23 protein-coding genes, 1 tRNA gene and 2 pseudogenes are annotated in these 15,948 nt (G+C 45.2%); 19 read left to right on the forward strand and 7 right to left on the reverse strand.

Features of this window, described 5'->3' with window-relative positions:
• Nucleotides 1-194: 194 nt before the first annotated feature.
• From QXV08_RS05605 to QXV08_RS05630, 6 genes and pseudogenes are all read left to right on the forward strand, one after another.
• Nucleotides 195-698 (forward strand): hypothetical protein, encoded by a 504-nt coding sequence (locus QXV08_RS05605; protein ID WP_342786258.1) that lies wholly within the window; start codon nucleotides 195-197, stop codon nucleotides 696-698.
• Nucleotides 637-949 (forward strand): annotated as a pseudogene (locus QXV08_RS05610) (phosphopantothenate/pantothenate synthetase family protein); the annotation flags it as partial. The gene QXV08_RS05605 and the pseudogene QXV08_RS05610, both read left to right, overlap by 62 nt.
• 252 nt (nucleotides 950-1,201) lie before the next feature.
• Nucleotides 1,202-2,431, forward strand: a complete 1,230-nt coding sequence (locus QXV08_RS05615) for a hypothetical protein (protein ID WP_342791430.1) — start codon at nucleotides 1,202-1,204, stop codon at nucleotides 2,429-2,431.
• Nucleotides 2,432-2,433: 2 nt separating this feature from the next.
• Entirely contained in the window at nucleotides 2,434-2,889 is a 456-nt protein-coding gene (locus tag QXV08_RS05620; RefSeq protein ID WP_342786103.1) for a hypothetical protein, read from the forward strand.
• 9 nt (nucleotides 2,890-2,898) lie between these two features.
• Complete coding sequence (locus QXV08_RS05625) at nucleotides 2,899-3,573, forward strand: ATP-binding cassette domain-containing protein (RefSeq protein WP_342786101.1); 675 nt, start codon at nucleotides 2,899-2,901, stop codon at nucleotides 3,571-3,573.
• Nucleotides 3,574-3,934: 361 nt separating this feature from the next.
• On the forward strand, nucleotides 3,935-4,420 hold the full coding sequence (locus QXV08_RS05630; protein WP_342788445.1) for a hypothetical protein: 486 nt from the start codon (nucleotides 3,935-3,937) through the stop codon (nucleotides 4,418-4,420).
• A 769-nt stretch (nucleotides 4,421-5,189) separates the two neighbouring features.
• Here the strand turns inward: QXV08_RS05630 and QXV08_RS05635 are convergent.
• Nucleotides 5,190-5,672 carry a nitroreductase family protein gene (locus QXV08_RS05635; RefSeq protein ID WP_342786097.1) on the reverse strand — a complete coding sequence of 161 codons (483 nt, stop codon included), beginning with the start codon at nucleotides 5,670-5,672 and terminating at the stop codon, nucleotides 5,190-5,192.
• 149 nt (nucleotides 5,673-5,821) lie between these two features.
• Here QXV08_RS05635 and QXV08_RS05640 point away from each other — a divergent pair.
• The 6 genes and pseudogenes from QXV08_RS05640 to QXV08_RS05665 all read left to right on the forward strand — a co-directional run.
• Nucleotides 5,822-6,514 (forward strand): annotated as a pseudogene (locus tag QXV08_RS05640) (amino acid--tRNA ligase-related protein); the annotation flags it as partial.
• Between the two features lie 21 nt (nucleotides 6,515-6,535).
• On the forward strand, nucleotides 6,536-6,748 hold the full coding sequence (locus tag QXV08_RS05645) for a hypothetical protein (protein WP_342786095.1): 213 nt from the start codon (nucleotides 6,536-6,538) through the stop codon (nucleotides 6,746-6,748).
• Complete coding sequence (gene nth, locus QXV08_RS05650; RefSeq protein WP_342786093.1) at nucleotides 6,690-7,223, forward strand: endonuclease III; 534 nt, start codon at nucleotides 6,690-6,692, stop codon at nucleotides 7,221-7,223. Before QXV08_RS05645 ends, nth begins: the two co-directional genes overlap by 59 nt.
• Before the next feature lie 2 nt (nucleotides 7,224-7,225).
• Entirely contained in the window at nucleotides 7,226-7,366 is a 141-nt protein-coding gene (locus tag QXV08_RS05655; protein WP_342786091.1) for a hypothetical protein, read from the forward strand.
• A complete protein-coding gene (locus tag QXV08_RS05660) occupies nucleotides 7,363-7,728 on the forward strand; it encodes a hypothetical protein (protein WP_342786089.1) in 366 nt (121 codons plus the stop codon). Before QXV08_RS05655 ends, QXV08_RS05660 begins: the two co-directional genes overlap by 4 nt.
• Complete coding sequence (locus QXV08_RS05665; RefSeq protein ID WP_342786087.1) at nucleotides 7,721-8,092, forward strand: hypothetical protein; 372 nt, start codon at nucleotides 7,721-7,723, stop codon at nucleotides 8,090-8,092. Before QXV08_RS05660 ends, QXV08_RS05665 begins: the two co-directional genes overlap by 8 nt.
• Before the next feature lie 77 nt (nucleotides 8,093-8,169).
• Here QXV08_RS05665 and QXV08_RS05670 read toward each other — a convergent pair whose 3' ends face one another.
• Nucleotides 8,170-8,763, reverse strand: a complete 594-nt coding sequence (locus QXV08_RS05670) for a KH domain-containing protein (RefSeq protein ID WP_342788123.1) — start codon at nucleotides 8,761-8,763, stop codon at nucleotides 8,170-8,172.
• Between the two features lie 231 nt (nucleotides 8,764-8,994).
• Between QXV08_RS05670 and QXV08_RS05675 the strand changes: the two genes are divergently transcribed.
• The 6 genes from QXV08_RS05675 (at nucleotide 8,995) to QXV08_RS05700 (ending at nucleotide 12,472) form a co-directional block, all read left to right on the forward strand.
• Nucleotides 8,995-9,096 (forward strand) — tRNA-Pro (locus QXV08_RS05675).
• 15 nt (nucleotides 9,097-9,111) lie between these two features.
• Nucleotides 9,112-9,300, forward strand: coding sequence for a hypothetical protein (locus tag QXV08_RS05680; protein WP_342791428.1), 189 nt, complete (start codon nucleotides 9,112-9,114; stop codon nucleotides 9,298-9,300).
• Nucleotides 9,301-10,176: 876 nt separating this feature from the next.
• Nucleotides 10,177-10,308, forward strand: a complete 132-nt coding sequence (locus tag QXV08_RS05685; protein WP_342786083.1) for a hypothetical protein — start codon at nucleotides 10,177-10,179, stop codon at nucleotides 10,306-10,308.
• Between the two features lie 646 nt (nucleotides 10,309-10,954).
• The gene (locus QXV08_RS05690) at nucleotides 10,955-11,347 is read left to right on the forward strand and encodes a metal-binding protein (RefSeq protein ID WP_342786081.1); all 393 of its coding nucleotides are present in this window, start codon (nucleotides 10,955-10,957) and stop codon (nucleotides 11,345-11,347) included.
• A 29-nt stretch (nucleotides 11,348-11,376) separates the two neighbouring features.
• A complete protein-coding gene (locus QXV08_RS05695) occupies nucleotides 11,377-11,736 on the forward strand; it encodes a hypothetical protein (protein ID WP_342786079.1) in 360 nt (119 codons plus the stop codon).
• A complete protein-coding gene (locus QXV08_RS05700) occupies nucleotides 11,726-12,472 on the forward strand; it encodes a geranylgeranylglyceryl/heptaprenylglyceryl phosphate synthase (RefSeq protein WP_342786077.1) in 747 nt (248 codons plus the stop codon). The genes QXV08_RS05695 and QXV08_RS05700 overlap by 11 nt, the downstream gene beginning before the upstream one ends.
• On the opposite strand, the gene QXV08_RS05705 is transcribed toward QXV08_RS05700, so the two are convergent.
• The gene (locus tag QXV08_RS05705) at nucleotides 12,453-12,710 is read right to left on the reverse strand and encodes a MazG nucleotide pyrophosphohydrolase domain-containing protein (protein ID WP_342786075.1); all 258 of its coding nucleotides are present in this window, start codon (nucleotides 12,708-12,710) and stop codon (nucleotides 12,453-12,455) included. The genes QXV08_RS05700 and QXV08_RS05705 overlap by 20 nt on opposite strands.
• A gap of 71 nt (nucleotides 12,711-12,781) precedes the next feature.
• Between QXV08_RS05705 and QXV08_RS05710 the strand changes: the two genes are divergently transcribed.
• Nucleotides 12,782-12,961, forward strand: coding sequence for a preprotein translocase subunit Sec61beta (locus QXV08_RS05710; protein ID WP_342786073.1), 180 nt, complete (start codon nucleotides 12,782-12,784; stop codon nucleotides 12,959-12,961).
• A 7-nt stretch (nucleotides 12,962-12,968) separates the two neighbouring features.
• On the opposite strand, the gene QXV08_RS05715 is transcribed toward QXV08_RS05710, so the two are convergent.
• Genes QXV08_RS05715 through QXV08_RS05730 form a run of 4 tightly spaced genes read right to left on the reverse strand, consistent with a single transcriptional unit; the run spans nucleotide 12,969 to nucleotide 15,929 of the window.
• Complete coding sequence (locus QXV08_RS05715) at nucleotides 12,969-13,901, reverse strand: 3-methyl-2-oxobutanoate dehydrogenase subunit beta (protein ID WP_342788122.1); 933 nt, start codon at nucleotides 13,899-13,901, stop codon at nucleotides 12,969-12,971.
• Complete coding sequence (locus QXV08_RS05720; protein WP_342786069.1) at nucleotides 13,880-15,061, reverse strand: pyruvate ferredoxin oxidoreductase; 1,182 nt, start codon at nucleotides 15,059-15,061, stop codon at nucleotides 13,880-13,882. The genes QXV08_RS05715 and QXV08_RS05720 overlap by 22 nt, the downstream gene beginning before the upstream one ends.
• Before the next feature lies 1 nt (nucleotide 15,062).
• The gene (locus QXV08_RS05725; protein ID WP_342786067.1) at nucleotides 15,063-15,344 is read right to left on the reverse strand and encodes a 4Fe-4S binding protein; all 282 of its coding nucleotides are present in this window, start codon (nucleotides 15,342-15,344) and stop codon (nucleotides 15,063-15,065) included.
• Nucleotides 15,345-15,347: 3 nt separating this feature from the next.
• The gene (locus tag QXV08_RS05730; protein WP_342786065.1) at nucleotides 15,348-15,929 is read right to left on the reverse strand and encodes a 2-oxoacid:acceptor oxidoreductase family protein; all 582 of its coding nucleotides are present in this window, start codon (nucleotides 15,927-15,929) and stop codon (nucleotides 15,348-15,350) included.
• Nucleotides 15,930-15,948 lie beyond the last annotated feature (19 nt).

The raw sequence follows: 15,948 nt of genomic DNA on the forward strand, positions 1-15,948 counted from the left end.
ATCATCATCCGAGGGCTTGACTATTCACACTCACCGCCACATCATCATCTAATCATAACGCTACCGCCAAAACTTAATAAACTCTCCTCTCATCCCCGCCACAGAAGGGCGAGGCTTTCAGTTGTAAGCCTCTCACAAAAGCTTTTCAACTAGCTCACGTTCTCGAAGTAAAGTACTCTACGGGTCTTGAAGATGTGATAGCTGAGTGGCTTGGGGGCGTAGTAGTCAGAGTGGTGCCTGGGGCTCCAGGGATAGGCTATGCTTACAGAATACTGTCGAGGCAAAAGGTAGTGCTGATTGTTGCAGAGCTCGGTACTGGAGAGAGCACATCACGCATGCTAGCCAGGATACCTACCGAGGCTTATGCTGTTGGCGAGAAGCTCCTACGCGAATTCGTTGAAACAGAGGATTTACTTGTCTTCTTTGAAAATTCCAGGAGATTCACAAGCATGACATTCGACTACAGCACTGCTAACCAAGTAGTAAGCCGTGTCAAAGGAGTTGTAGGCTACTACTTGAAGAAGTCTGCTCTAGTAATGTGGGTTAAGAGAGAATTTGTCGGTAGCGCCCTGGAGGAACTTCGCAAAAGAGGTATTAAAGCCTTCGTGACCACTATATCGCAAACTGGTGCAAGCATTGTACATACCACCCAACCACCCTCGAAGAACCAGCTTGCTTATCAGGGAAAGACTAGTTGAGGGATTTAAGTACGGCCTATTAGTCGAGGAGGGTCTTATAGCTCACGGGCGCGTAGAGTGCTTTGACTACCTCCTCGGCGAGGCTACGCAGCCATTTGCTATGAAAGCTATTGAAGTAGTAGCTAACATACATGCTACTTGCAAGACATCCCGTGATTTCTGTTAATGGAAACACTGTTGCACTTGTACCCAGAGAAGTAGTAGAGCTCTCAAGAGCTACAGGTGCTAAGATAGAGGTGAACTTGTTTCACCTGTATTGGGGACTGAAGATGTCTGAGGTCTACGTGTTTAGGGCTACTATCTCGAAGCTTGGTAGGGGGAGATCTCTAGGCATCTACATCCCTAAGAGCGTTGCCGAGAAGATAGGGCACCTGCATGGAAAAGAGGTGGTTGTAGTTGTCTACACTACTGCTGAATAGAGAGAACATAGAGCAACTCATAGAGGCGGTAAGTAGATAAGGTATTAATCCACGCCCCTTTCAATATTTCCTTGGTGCGCTGCTATGCACCACCAGATTCACCAGATATCTCTTATGAAAGTATTGCTCAAGGCGTACATTAAAAGGCCAAGCTGGCTTATGATTGTAGCCTTAACAATCTTTTTCACCTTTTTGCTACTTCGATTCAGTAGCTTCCTACTTTTACTTCCTATGGCAGTACTAGGGGATTGTATCCACCTACTATTTCTCCTCTACTACACTCTTTTAGCTGTGATGTTGGCACTGTCTGCTAATCCACTTCATGTTCTTGGAGTTGAGCATCTTCTGGTGGCTAGGAAGCTTCTGATACCCTCTGTATTGCTGAATACATTGGTGTTTCTAGTTCCAGCTACTGTAGCAGTTTACATAGGGGTGCTAGAACCTGCAAAAGCTGTGATAGTCTTATTCTTCTTTTCAATAGCCTATCTAACTCTTCTTGTTCGCCCACTCTACGGCGTGATAGCAGGTCTAGTTGTCTATGTATTTGATGCATACACAGCCACAGCCCTCATAATACTTTCGATTGGGGGAGAAATAGTCTATGCGCTTGCAAGAATACCAAAGGTTAAGCTATTAACAATAGGCAAAGTGCCTATAACTATCCAGCACCCGGTTTTCATAGCCCTTCTTATAGGGCCGGCTCTTCTTTCATCGCTAGTCCTTGCATATATTATTCCCAAAGACCAGATCCGGCTTTTCGCCAGCCCATTATCTACTTCTGTTGCCATTGTCGGCCCCTTAGATCCGGCAAAGCATTTTGAGATCTACGCTATTGCCTCGCTGTGGTCAGCCCTTCAATTATTATTGAGGCTTCTAGAGCCCCTGCCTTTCGCAGCCACACGCTTCATTGAAGCTCATTTCGCACCCTATATTCGTGGACTTTACGGAGCATTAATTGTTGCAATAAACATAGCGGTGTCAATGCTCTATGGCACAGCAGTTCTCATAGTTGCATTTGCACCCTTTGTTATAGCTGGTATCGGATCTCTCTCAAACCTTGAAGCAGTTATCGCGGCCTCGGTAAAAGCAGCAATTATTAGTCTTGTCGACCCAGAGAACAAAGACACTTATTCGAGGCTCATACTCATCTACATAGCACTGATGTTTGTGTATGAACAGCTTGTTATACGCTACAACCTATCTCTCACGACCTTAGCCATAACCTCTCTAGCCCCAGTCCTTGCGGTTTACCTCATAGCCATAGCCAAAGGCCTCATTCCTCAGCTATATACGTTCCATGCAAAGAGGTGGTGATGATGAAGTCAATTATTTCCAACCTTCTCCTTCTTATAAGGCACGTAGGCCTGAGACTGCTACTTCTCTATGTGATTGCCGTAATTATAGTTGTGCTACCATGTCTCACAGTATTGAGGTATTGTACAGTATGGAAAGCCATTGATGCCATGCTATATATTAGCTTTGGTTTCATATTACTATTTCTACACGAAGTTGGTCATCTGGTACCTCTTAAGAACAAGGAAGTTGCTGTGTACTGGCAGGGTATGAGGATTGTAGTAGAGGTTGATTGTATAGATACATCATTGCTGTTGTGCTCCGCAGTCTGGAGCCTCATAATACCCTCGATCTTAGCATTCCCTGTAATATTCATATCAAGAAACGCAATCTATATTATGCTCTACCTTGTCATGGTTGTATTATCTCTAGCAGATTTTATAGGGGCATTTAATCAATCTATTGACATGATGACATGAGGAGAAGATATGGTGAAAGATGACTATATGCTTGAGACTCAGGGACTTGTAGTAGGATATCCAGGTAATCCACTCCTTGGCCCCCTCAACCTTAGGTTGCGGCTAGGTGATGTGCTCATAGTATTTGGACCCAACGGATCTGGTAAGACAACTCTTCTCAAGACGCTTACTGGGCTTCGAAAGCCCTTGCAGGGGCGAATAATCTGCTGTGGAGGTGAACCTCGTAGAACAGCAAGCTTTATTTACCTAGTTCCAGAGACCACAACACTACCAGTAAGTATAACAGCTGAAGATTATGTCAAGACTATAGCACTGCTCTACAAGGCTGATAGCGAATCTGTGGAAGAGGCTCTGGCTATTGTTGATATACCAAGAAAGGTGCTTATAGCCAAGCTTAGCCAAGGCCAGAGGAGGCGTCTACAGCTATCTACAGCAATTGTGGTAAAGAAGAAGGTGCGGTTTATAGCAATAGACGATCCCACTGTGGGACTAGATGACGAGGGTCTCCCACTTCTTGCAGACATTGTGAAGAATATCAAAAACTATAGCGCAGTAGTTATAACAAGTAGAGAAAATCGTCTTATAGAGCTATTCCACAAAGAAATCCCAAACACAAGCGTACTTCATACAGATGAGTTGCGCTATAGAGCAACAAAGCAGGCAATAACCCGATCCACTGCCTAAAAGACATGTGAAACAAAGTAATCTTATGGGTTGTATCTCCATTAGCACCTCCTTTACTTCCCTTTTTATCCACATTGCAAAAAGATATTAACCAATGTAAGAATAATTATATTCTGTTATGCATTCCTACAACATCATGTTTAAAGCTAAGTGTAAAACAATTACGTGGTGAGTCATCTAAGAGTTTTGGTGTCTTATTCACACCCACTTCTGAATAAATCAACAAGATATCTTCAGAAACTATCTTTTCTTTGCTTGCCCGTTTCATCTTTTAGACAATATCATACATAAGTTCGTGCTTTTAATGAACTAGTGTGCATGTTCTAAGCATAACTTCTATTGTATTACTCTAAAATTTATCATGGTGATAAAAGTTGAAAAACCGTCCCAGCCCATACTATGTAGTAGGGGATTAGAAACTATGAACCACAGTGTTGTGCGATACATTGCCTTAGCAGTACTAGTCATAGTATTAACGTTACTGATTAATACAATATCTCTTATAGGCATTACACTGTACTCCATTGCAACACACAGCACTCCAAGCCTGCTTGTCAATGTGGAGAAATCTGGCAATGCAACAATATTTGAGGCCACACCACTTCTCATCATAATAAGTGCTGCAATCGCATCTACGATTACATATGGTATTGCCCAGAGAACCTCAAGAAAGCTATATATCCCCGTAGTAATTGTAGTGCTTATTATAATAGTAATAGCAATATTCGGCATTCTAGCAGCTTGTGGTATTGCATGTCCCTACTTTACATGCGGAGGAAGGGGGGTAGAATACTGCGATATGCAAGTAGGCTGGGTATATGTAAAGTACATTTGCGATTGTGCTTAAATCATATAGCCTGAAGTATTTTAAAATGTTTTATCATGAATAACAGTCCTACTTCATAGGAGTCCTACTTTATAGACTGAAGGCCATCATGATTGTGCTACAACCATCCCATATAATTAGTATTGAGAAAGCTTGTGGCAACTCATATATTATTTGGGAATCTCTTCAAATTCGCTAAGGATCCTACGGTTAATCAGGATGATAAGCAAATTTGCTAAGAGACAACTTGTGCCACACGGAGTGCTAAAGAGCTTGAAGAAGGACTACGTGTGGTGCTTGTAAATCCAAAGGGTGCATCTAATTCAGACGAGTGCAAGAGAGTCATGAAAATAAGAGGGCTAAACAGGCACACAGTATCTACATATCTAGTGACACCAAGGTGGCTAAGCAAAATTGATATCAACCAACATGAACTCTCATGAAAACCAAAACAACAGTCAAAAAGCAGAACCATTCGTTTATCCTATCTTTCTTCTTTTCTACTAAGAGGCGAGATTTTTGGCCTTCTCTCTGTCTATTGTGTCTTCCATGTGCTCAGGCGTGTCCCTGTGGACGAAGTGGAAGCCCCTAGAAGCAACCTTGAGCACTCCTAAACCATATAAAATAACCCCCTAGGGACAAACGGTTACGTGGTGTTAGACCACGTGGTATACTTCGCTTAAGGGCTTTCTCTTTCGCGGAGTTGGTGTTTCTGCGGGGTAGCCTACTGTTATTACTGCCTGGAGCTCTAGACCTTCTGGTGGATTCAGTACTCTATCAAACTCGCTTTTCAGAAGTAGTGGTACACCAAGCCACACTGCTCCAATATCCTGGACCATGCTGCTAGAATAAGGTTTTCAATAGCTGTTGACAAGGATTGGATTGCCATTAGTTTCTCGTACTCATCGTATTCATCGCTATAGAGCCTACGCCTCAGGTCTACGTAGGCTACTATGTACAGAGGTGCGTAGTATATGCCTCCATCTATTCTAGCCATCCACTTAGCCACGAAGTTCTCGGGGAGTGGTTGCCTCAGAACGCTTTTGATGTACACTTCGTGGGCTCTTTTCAGAAGCTCGTGAATGGCCTTTCTCTTACTATCGCTTTCAACAACTATGAAGTACCACTGTTCACCAGCTGAAGCAGTGGGAGCCCTAGTAGCTGCTTCTATGAGCTTTTCAACAACACTTCTTGGAATTGGATCTGGCTTATACCACCTAATGCTAGTTCTAGTTAGAAGAGTTTCTAAGAAGCAATTATAAGTATGTAGCACGCGTAGTCACCTGCGCGCTTCTCACATAGCACTGCAGAGTAAATATATTCTTAAATGCAGGACCTTACAGATGTAAACCCGGAATAGATGCGGGGAACTAATGAACTACCCTAAAGGGAACCCCCGCCCTTCAGGACGGGGAGGAGGTCAGCTTGACGCCTAGCTTTAGAGCTGAAAAGTCAAGAACTCGAAGGCACCTTGCAGAGTACTGGCACTTAGAGCCCGAAGCCGCATGGTACAGTATGCATGACATGATGAAGGTTGCTGAAGAGCTCGTAGCATACATTGTTGAAAAAGTATTGGAGGAGAGGAGGGATCTAGAGGATCTCGGCAGAGACATTAGTACCCTCAAGAAGGCGCTGAATACGCCATACCCTGCAATAAAGTACGGTGAAGCAATAGAGATGTTTCAGAAGAAAGGAGTTAACATAGAGTGGGGTGATGACCTGGAAGCAGATGAAGAAAGAATTTTGACAATGGAGTTTGAAACACCATTCTTCATCATGCACTTTCCAAAGCACATTAAGAGCTTCTACATGAAAGTAGACAGGTCACGTCCCGATGATGTTCTAGGCTTTGACTTCCTAGCACCAGAAGGCTATGGAGAAATAATTGGCGGTGGCGAGAGAGAAGACGACTACGATGTGCTCTACCAGAGAATAGTTGAGCAGGGGTTAAACCTAGATGACTACATGTGGTACCTAGACTTGCGAAGGTACGGTAGTGTGCCTCACAGTGGGTTTGGACTTGGCATAGAAAGAGCCGTTATGTGGATAGCAGGCTTAGATCACATAAGAGATGCTATATCATTCCCACGCTTCAGGGAGAGGGCTTATCCATAACGAACGTGGTAAGACACCTTAGTGCTGGTGCTGGTAGGGTTGATTGGCAACACTATTTATGCTGAGCTCTCGAAGGTATATACCATTGAGCTTGAAGACTTCGTAGCACCGAGGCTTAGTGAAGTATCCTTATTCGAGTTCATAGTAGCTGTAATGCTGAGCCAGAACACGGGTGATGAAAACGCCTGGGGCCTACTCGAACTTAAAGTCTGCTCTTGGAGAATTAATGCCTGAACTCGTAGTATCATCGAGTACAGAGTACGTAGCAAGCCTCATCAAGCCTGCTGGAATGCACTACCAGCGGGCAGTTAGAATTCGCAAGCTCGCAGAGATTTTCCTGAACCGCAACGTAGAGAGCGAACTACTAGGCTACATTAAAGCTGGACTACTCGACAAAGCCCGCAGAGTTCTCACCGAGCTACCTGGCGTAGGAGAGAAGACAGCTGATGTCGTACTACTAATGAAGTACGGTGTTCCCACGTTTCCCGTAGACACGCACATTACAAGGATTACTCTGAGAATGGGGTTTGTTAGCAAGAGGAGCTACGGAGCAATTAGGACTTTTTGGATGGAAAACACTAGCCCAGAGTACTACAAGCCCCTGCACTTGCTCTTGATAACACACGGTAGGCAGACGTGCAAGGCTCGCAAGCCTAGTTGTACTACATGTGTGATTAAGAAGTACTGCAAGTATGCAGAGAGCTTGTAGCCATGACTAGGGGTAGCTTGCTCAAGAAGCTTGCTGCTGAAGTTCTCGGAGAGGAATTTGCAAGCAAGATCTGGAAGAGAGTAGAGTTTGTTGGTGACATAGTGCTTATTAGAGTATCACTCGGAGTAAACCCACTAACTTGAAGCCTCTAGCCGAGGAGCTCTTGAAGAGGTTTCCATACATTAAGAGCGTGTGGGCTGTAATACCAGGCATTGAAAGCCCATATAGGCTCAGGAAGCACGTGTGGCTGGCAGGCGAGCAAAGGAGCGAAACAGTGTACAAGGAACACGGGTGCTACTTCAAAGTAGACATAAACAAGGTGTACATATCACCAAGCCTTAACTACGAGCACTTGAGAATAGCTAGGGCTGTGAAGAGTGGTGAAGTAGTTGTCAACATGTTTGCGGGTGCAGGGCTCTTCAGCATAATCATAGCTAAGCACGCAAAGTTGCAAAAGGTTTACAGCATAGACATAAACCCTAGATGCATACTACTACATGGTTGAAAACATCAAGCTCAATAAAGTAGAAGACGTGGTAGAGCCTATCCTAGGAGATGCTAAGGACCTTGTTCTAAATAGGCTTAGGAGTAGTGCTACCAGGGTTCTAATGCCACACCCAGAATTGGCACTAGACTACCTAGGTTACGCTATGGAAGACCTGCAGAATAGAACTGGCTGGGTTCACGTCTACTTATATGTCCACACAGATCGCGGAGAACATTGGAGGGGCAAGAGTAGACGCATACTAGAAAGCAAGCTAGCAGAACTAAGTATACGAACCTGCGAAATACGTAACATCAGGAAGGTTAGAAACGTGGGTCCACGCATGCACCAGGTTGTCCTAGATGTCCTCGTGCAGAGCAGCTAGCTTCTTCCTTAGTTACAAAAATACTAAAATTTGGAATAGCTGAGCTAAAACTTGGTTCTACTTCGACTTCATAGCACCTAACACCTATGTCGAGAAAGCTTCTGAAGAAGGCCTTTCTGCCCTACAAATGCTCCATAAGCATCGCTCTCTACTTTTACTGCTAGATTTGGCCCGGGGAAGTCTACGTCTACTACATGCTTGTATATCCAGCTCACGGGATGCACAGCTCTAATGAATGGCTTGAAGTCTAGTGTTAGCTCAACCCCACGTAGCCTCATTTCAACGTCTTTTTCAATAGCATTTATTCTCTCACCACCTTTTCCAATAAGCCTACCCAAGAATCCTTCCTTTGTTACTATGAGTGCATCTGGTGTGTGCTCGCTTGTTATGTTAAACCTCTTCTTGAGCTCAATAAGGTTTACAACTGTTATAATATCTGCATCGGGTGCGTGAATTCTCGCCGAGGATATTACTTGTCTTTCAACATCATCAAGCCTCCTAGCCCTCATCTTAGACTCGGGCAGCAACTTAATGCCAAGCCTAGCACCCAGTCTCACGATGTCCTTTAGGCCTAGGTCAACTATCCTTGCCTTTTCTTCACCCATGAGCAGCTCTCTCAATAGTGAAGCTGAATCTCTGCTACCAATACTCCTCTGGAGACATATGGACACTCTGAAACCGTACGGGCCAAGAAGAAGCAAGTAGAATGAACCCGTGTCCACAAGTAGCCAAACTAATGGATATGGGCAAACACCCTTAGAGCGCTATGGGTATTAATAACGGGTGATCACACCACTAACTGACTCGCTAATATAAGTTGTCTAGGCACAGATCTCCGAAAGGTAGGGAATGGTTGAATGGTATAGTATTAAATACCCTTCCATAAAGTAATTTTTATCCAGGGGCCCGTCGTCTAGCCTGGACTAGGATGCGGGGTTCGGGACCTCGAGCCGCTGAAGAGGCGGAACTCCCCGTGACCCGGGGTTCAAATCCCCGCGGGCCCACTGCGTCTCGGTTTTATGTATCTTGTTAAGAATCCTATTGCTAGGCCTAGTGTCAGCAGTAGTATAGACAATGGTATGTCAACTATGAGTTCTCGTAGTATGAATGTGCTGGTGTTGTTAGCACCTTGTATTGTGATGGTTTCAATTGTTGACACTATAATGCTCGTAGTTGTTGTTATCACGTATGGAACGGAGAAGGGGTAGTAGATAGTTCTCCTCTCAGTTAACGTGGTGGTGGCTGTATATGTATGAGATTCCGTCTTAGTCGTTGTCACTGTTGTCGGTAATGTGGTTGTTACAGTGGTTGTCATGGTTTTCGTGATCGTGGCCGTCACAGTATAACTCGCTCTGCCCCCTGTGCTAAAGGAGTATATTATCCAGGAGTACGAGCCTCCCTCAGGCTCTATAACGTATCCCGCGATATACACCCTATCGGAGTCGCTTGATGCTTTACCAACCCATAGGAAGCTACCTTGCGCCAGGCTTTTGAATGCAACTGTTTTAAGGTTTTTATCCAATACCTGGAGGTATTGTTTTCTTTCCCCGTATAGTTCATTTGTCCCGAAGACATAGATTAATCCCCTGGCGTACGCTATCTTAATCGCTGGGGAGAAATCGAGTTTTAAGCTGTCAACGATATCTCCATACTTATCGAGTTTCAACACGGCCCCGCTATACCCTAGCGTGATATACGCGTACCCGTCTTCATCGAATACTATCCCGGTTGCACCGTGATAATTTGTTGAGTTAATACTGCTTATTCTCGTGAGGTTAGAGCTTAGGATTTCGATCCGTAACATGCCACTTGAATTATTGAACCCCATCGAGCCAACTACCCATATATCCCTGGTCACAGGATTCACCCCTATGGCTCTCGGCAGGTCACTCATTACGTTGCCGATACTAGGATTTACGTTGTATGTAGCTAAGACCACTCCAAGAGCACTGGGATCTCGTTTCTCAATCACCCACTTCTCTGTCCCGGGATCGCTCCCGAACCCAGATACATAGATGTAGCGTCCATCATACGTCACACTTAATGCCCCTGAAGGCGGACTATAATTACCGAGGTAGCTTTCAATGAGGTTTAAGTCTAGGTCGAAGCCTAGAATAATCCATCTCCCGGCATACCAGTTGGATCCTTCAACCCCTACAACCACTAGTTTATCCCCGGCTACCGTGCAATCACTTAGGAGTAAGGATTTGCCGTAGCCGTCACTATTCCAGGAGCTAATTAATGAACCATCATATATGCTCCTCTTCTCGATTATTGCTGGATACCCTATAACGTAGAGGTAATTCCCGCTGACACAGGTGCTTGTAGCATAGCTAGTTTGAGAGGTATTAGAATACTGTATCCATAGGGTATCGGCTACATTATATATAGTTTCACCAACCGTTGTAACGATGGATGGAAGTAGGAATAGCATTATAAATACCATGGCTAGGAAACCTGTTGAAACACCTTGGTTCATGCTCCCACAAATATCTAAATACTCCCTAACCATATGTATTCCTTAAGATACATTAATAACTTTTATAACGATATTCCGGCGTCTAGAGGCTGGAATGATTGGAGAGCATTATATACTAGTAACAAGTCGTGGACTGGGATCTTTTTGGTGTTTAGGGAGGGTTTATATGGGTTGATTGTTGGAGTATTTATTAAGGAGTCCGTCTAAGTGATGGGAGTGTTGCTCAAAGCCTGGGCAGGTATCCCATAGATGGGAGTCACGTGTTGTTGAACTCGACTACCATCCATGAATCCATGAAATGAACTGGGCCGGGTGGAAGCCCTAGATGAAACCATAAACTTATATAAAATAACTTGGAATGAATACCCAGGGAGAAATGGATCATGGATTTACATGAGACTAGGTTCAGGCTTTCTGAGGACTCTGTACTGGATAAAACCGGTTTGAGGAAGGATATACTATCCCTTATTTACTCCTATAGATTCACCAAGATAAAGGTGAAGGATGGAGATAGAGAAGTATGGATCTATGGTGGCCCTGAGAGAGACTACGTGATCATACCTAGAGCTTTCTGTAGTTGCATGGATTTCGCTATCAGGGTTGTCTCCCGTGGGGAGGCACCATACTGTAAACACTTATTGGGGCTTGAGGTAGCACGTAGACTAGGTAAGTATAGAGAGGTAGAGGTGGAGGTGCAGGACTTAATCAAGGTTGTCAGAGAGGTGTTCACTAAGGGGTTCTCGAGGACTCTACGTAGAATACTATATAAATACTGAGCTAATGGTTAGATTAATCGGTGAGTAATATGGGTAGAAGGAGGAAGAGGAGAAAGATTATCAAGAAGGCGGTAAGAATCCCCGTACTCTTCCAGTGCCCTAACTGCGGGTCTCACACGTTATCAGTGACGTTCAGGAGGGAGGATTCTGGTAGAAAAGCCATAATCTCGTGCAGTAGATGCGGGCTCTACTATGAGTACAATAATGTACCCTCAATATACCAGAGCGTTGATGTATACAATAAGTTCATTGATTTATTCGAAGAGGGTAAGATAAGCGTTGAGTTCAAGCCAGTAACAGGGGCAGGAGAAGAGATCAGCGAGGAGGAGATAGTAGAGGAGCTAGAGGAACTCGGCGAGGAAATCGGTGAAGAGCGGGATGAAGAATAAGGTGTTTAATTACATAGTGGGAAAGATAGCGGGAGGAGAGAAACTACACTTCACCCTAGTAGACCCTGATAAGGTAAGCAGGCTCGATGAATTAGAGAAGTTAATGGATATAGCCAGTAGTGCCGGTACCGATGCCTTTCTAATAGGTGGGAGCACTAGTGTAACCCCGGAGGAGGCTGGGGCTACAGCTGAAGTACTTAAAAAGAGCGGTCTTCCCGTGGTGGTTTTCCCAGGTAATTTAAATTGTTTAACACCTAAAGCTGACGCGGTATTATTCATGGTCCTAATGAATACCATGGAGCCATACTACTTAATGCAGGTGCAGGTCCTAGCCGCTCCTCTAATACGTAAATATGGTCTTGAAACCATTCCAACAGGCTACATAGTCTTCAACACTGATACAGCTGTAGGGCATATTGGCAGAGTGTATCCAATACCATACTCGAAGCCCGAGCTTGTTCTAGCATACGCGTTGGCAGCTGAAATGATGGGGTTTAAACTACTCTACCTGGAGGCTGGCAGTGGTGCCCAAAGCCACATACCACCAGCCTTCCCCGGGATCGTTAAGAAGCATACTGAGTTGATCACTATGGTCGGCGGGGGTATTAGATCCCCTGATACGGCACTTGAGTTGATTAAGGCCGGGGCAGATATCATAGTTACCGGTACTATAATGGAGAAGGATCCCGAGAGAGGGGTAAGTATTATAAAAACAATCAAGAACTACCGGGGCTGAGATACTTCTTTCTAAATGCCTCCTCTAGATCTATATTTACCAAGTTAGCTATGCTGAGAAGCCATGCGAATACATCGGCTAGTTCTTCCTCAAGCATAGATTTATCCATGTGTAGCAGTGCCTCAGCTAACTCGCCTACTTCCTCTGTGAACCATGTAAAGGTAGCGAATACGCCTCTTGCACTATCCCTTTCATAGTATTGTCTCCTAATATATTCCTGCATGGTCTTTACGTCCATCCAGCCACACCATGCCTTGACAATATATAAAAGCCTCAATAGGGATTAATTATCTCTCGGAGGCGGCGTCCATGAGTAAGAAGGGTAGGCGTAGAAGAGATACCCCAGGCATGTTTTCGGCGGCTGGATTAGTTAGATATTATGAGGAGAGTGATGTAGGCTTAAAACTAAAACCCCATATATTAATCGCTATTATGGTGGCGTTCACGGTTGCGGTAATAGTTTTATCGAAGCTTGCCCCCTTGGCCTAGATATAGGTTACATGTGCTTCTTGATCCACTCCCAGTTCGCATCCATCTGCCTCCTTATCTCGCTTAGCAGTTCTTCCGTTATATTCCTGTACCTCCCTTGTAGCTTAATATATTCCTCGATAGGCTTCCTCTTACTTGGATCCATGTAGGCCCTACTCGGGCTGGATATCGTGAGTTTTCCATCGTGGTACTCGTAGAGTATCCATAATCCTGTTTCAACAGCTAGCTTGGCCATTCTCACTGTATATCTTGGATCAAATCTCCAGCCTATTGGGCATGGTGCATGGAGATGTATGAACTTGAATCCCCTGATCCCTTTTGCTTTCTGTAACTTATTGTAGAAGTCATGGGGATACCCTATACTTGCTGTAGCAACGTATGGTACACCATGGGCTATCATTATCTTTGCCACGTCTTTCTTGGGCTCTGTTTTACCCTTGATAGGTGTCGTAGTAGTCCATGCGCCGAGCGGCGTGGACGAGCTTCTCTGTATACCGGTGTTCATATAAGCCTCGTTATCGTACATTATGTACAATATATTGTTATTCCTCTCGGCTGCACCACTTAAACTAGCCATGCCTATGTCAGCTGTACCACCATCTCCTGCCCATGCCACCACCTGGACATCCAGGATGCCCCTTCTCTCGAGGGCCTCAGCAACCCCGGATGCTACAGCCGCTGCCGAGGCAAATGGGACATGTATTATACTTGTCTTCAATGAGTGAAACGGGTATGTCCCCACGACTACTGAGGAGCAGCAGGCTGGTATAACTAGTATCATTTTCTCCCCGAAGACAGCTGAGAGAACCTTCCATGCCATTGGTATAGGGCATCCTGGGCAGGCAGCGTCTCCCGGTAATACTATATCCCTCATATTATATGGTATAGGGGGCTTGGGTCTACCTGTAGACACATATATCACCTCCTGATCCTCACCCATTTAAAGCCGGGTGGTTGGCCATTCTTTTCAACCTCGTCTATGAACTCCTTTGTAAGCTTGTAGAAGTCCTCGGTTGTAACGTTGACGCCGGCGATTCCTGCCACGATGTTGGATACATAGGGAGGGTTCCTTGTGTAGGTTAGTAATCCACCTGCTAGATCCGTGAATATTGGGCCATATGAGCCGAAGCTTATTGATCTATCGTATACCAGCACTCCTTTGCTGCTTCTAATTACCTCCCATATGTCTTCCATCGGGAATGGACGGTAGTATCTTATACGTATTAATCCAATGGGGTATCCTTCATTACGTAGCTTTTCCACTGCCTCCATGAGATCACCACTCCAGGCACCCATTGATATAGTAATGTATTTTGCATCACTGCAGTGGAAACATTCTATTAGTCCACTATATTTTCTTCCAAATAGCTTATTGTACTCATTAGTAACCTCCTTGATCACTTTCTTCGCCTCATTCATCGCCTCCTGTATTCCACAGAAAATATTCTCCGTATCCTCAGGCATTGTTAGCCCGCCTACTGCAAGCGGGGTGCTTCCATCGATAATGTACCCCTGTCTACGGGGGCCAAGCCACTCTCTAACCATTGATTCATCAGGTATGTCGACAGGCATCGTAGTGTGTCCTAGTATGAAGCCCTCAAGTCCAACCATGGCTGGGAGGTATACCGAGGGGTCTTCACTGATCTTGAAGGCCTGTAGCACTAGGTCTAATGCCTCCTGGTTATCCATCGCATAACTCATTATCCAGCCGGCGTCGCGTTGATCCATAAAGTCGCTATGGTCAGGCCATATATTCCACGGGGTATTAATTGTCCTAGATACTATAGCCATAACCATGGGTATCCTGGCCCTGGATGCCCAGTGTACTACTTCATGCATGTAGAGGAGTCCCTGGCTGCTTGTCGCGGTGAATACTCTGGCACCGGCTACGGCTGCCCCGAAGCATGCCGCTAGTGCTGAATGCTCTGATTCAACCCTGATCATCACTGAATCTAATTCACCGTTCTCTATCATTTCCGAGAGTTTCTCAACTATGCTTGTCTGAGGTGTTATCGGATAGGCAGCTATTACATCCGGCCTTGCAAGTTTCACCGCGTATGATACGGCGTAGTTCCCTGTTAAAGCCTTCTTCACACCCACATTACTTCACCTCCTCAACAATGCTTATCGCGTTAACGGGGCATACGTCGGCGCATACCCCGCATCCCTTGCAGTAGTCATAATCTATTTTTACACCGGTTTCGGGTTCAACCCTTATAACGTTCACTGGGCAGAATATTTCGCATTGGTAGCACCGGGTGCACTTAGATTGGTCTACTACAGGCTTGGTCGTCCTCCAGAACCCTGTTTTACCAGCGACTCCTATGCCAGGCCTTGTTAAAGGTAGTTGCCCGGTTTTAGGTGGTGTTACATGTATACTCATAGCCTACACCTCGAGAACTAGTTTGGTCTCATGGTAAGCACGCTCGGCGGCCCTCATGTTGAGTTCGCCAGCCTTGCCGCCTTCAAAATAGTTCATAATTGCTTTCTTAACGCTTTCAATTGTGAGCAGTCCTGTGGCTTTCGCGAAGGCGCCCAGCATGCTCGTGTTGACTACGGGCCATCCGGCGATAACTAGCCCTAGGTCTCTAGCTATCTTCGTGGCGTCAACCCTATATATTCTTGCCCTGCCATGGTGATTGATGCTTTCCATTGGTATCTCATCCTTCTCGGTGTTCACTACAACTATACCATTCTCTCTCAGTAAACTCCTCTTAACGACTCCTAGATCCAGTAGTCCAGGATCCAGCACGATGATCACGTCGGCCTCATTAAACATCCCGTGTCTAAGTATCGGCTTATCGCTTAACCTGGCGAACGCTGTTACAGGGGCGCCTCTTCTCTCAGCGCCGAAGAATGGGAATCCCTGGCCGTGTTTACCCTCGAGCATTGCTGCCTCTACTAGTATATTGGCTGCTGTTACAGCTCCTTGCCCTCCTCTCCCGTAGAATAATATCTCATGTAGCATTATTATACACCTATATATA

Origin of the sequence: Desulfurococcus sp. (assembly GCF_038881575.1) — an archaeon.
Taxonomy (GTDB): Archaea; Thermoproteota; Thermoprotei_A; order Sulfolobales; family Desulfurococcaceae; genus Desulfurococcus.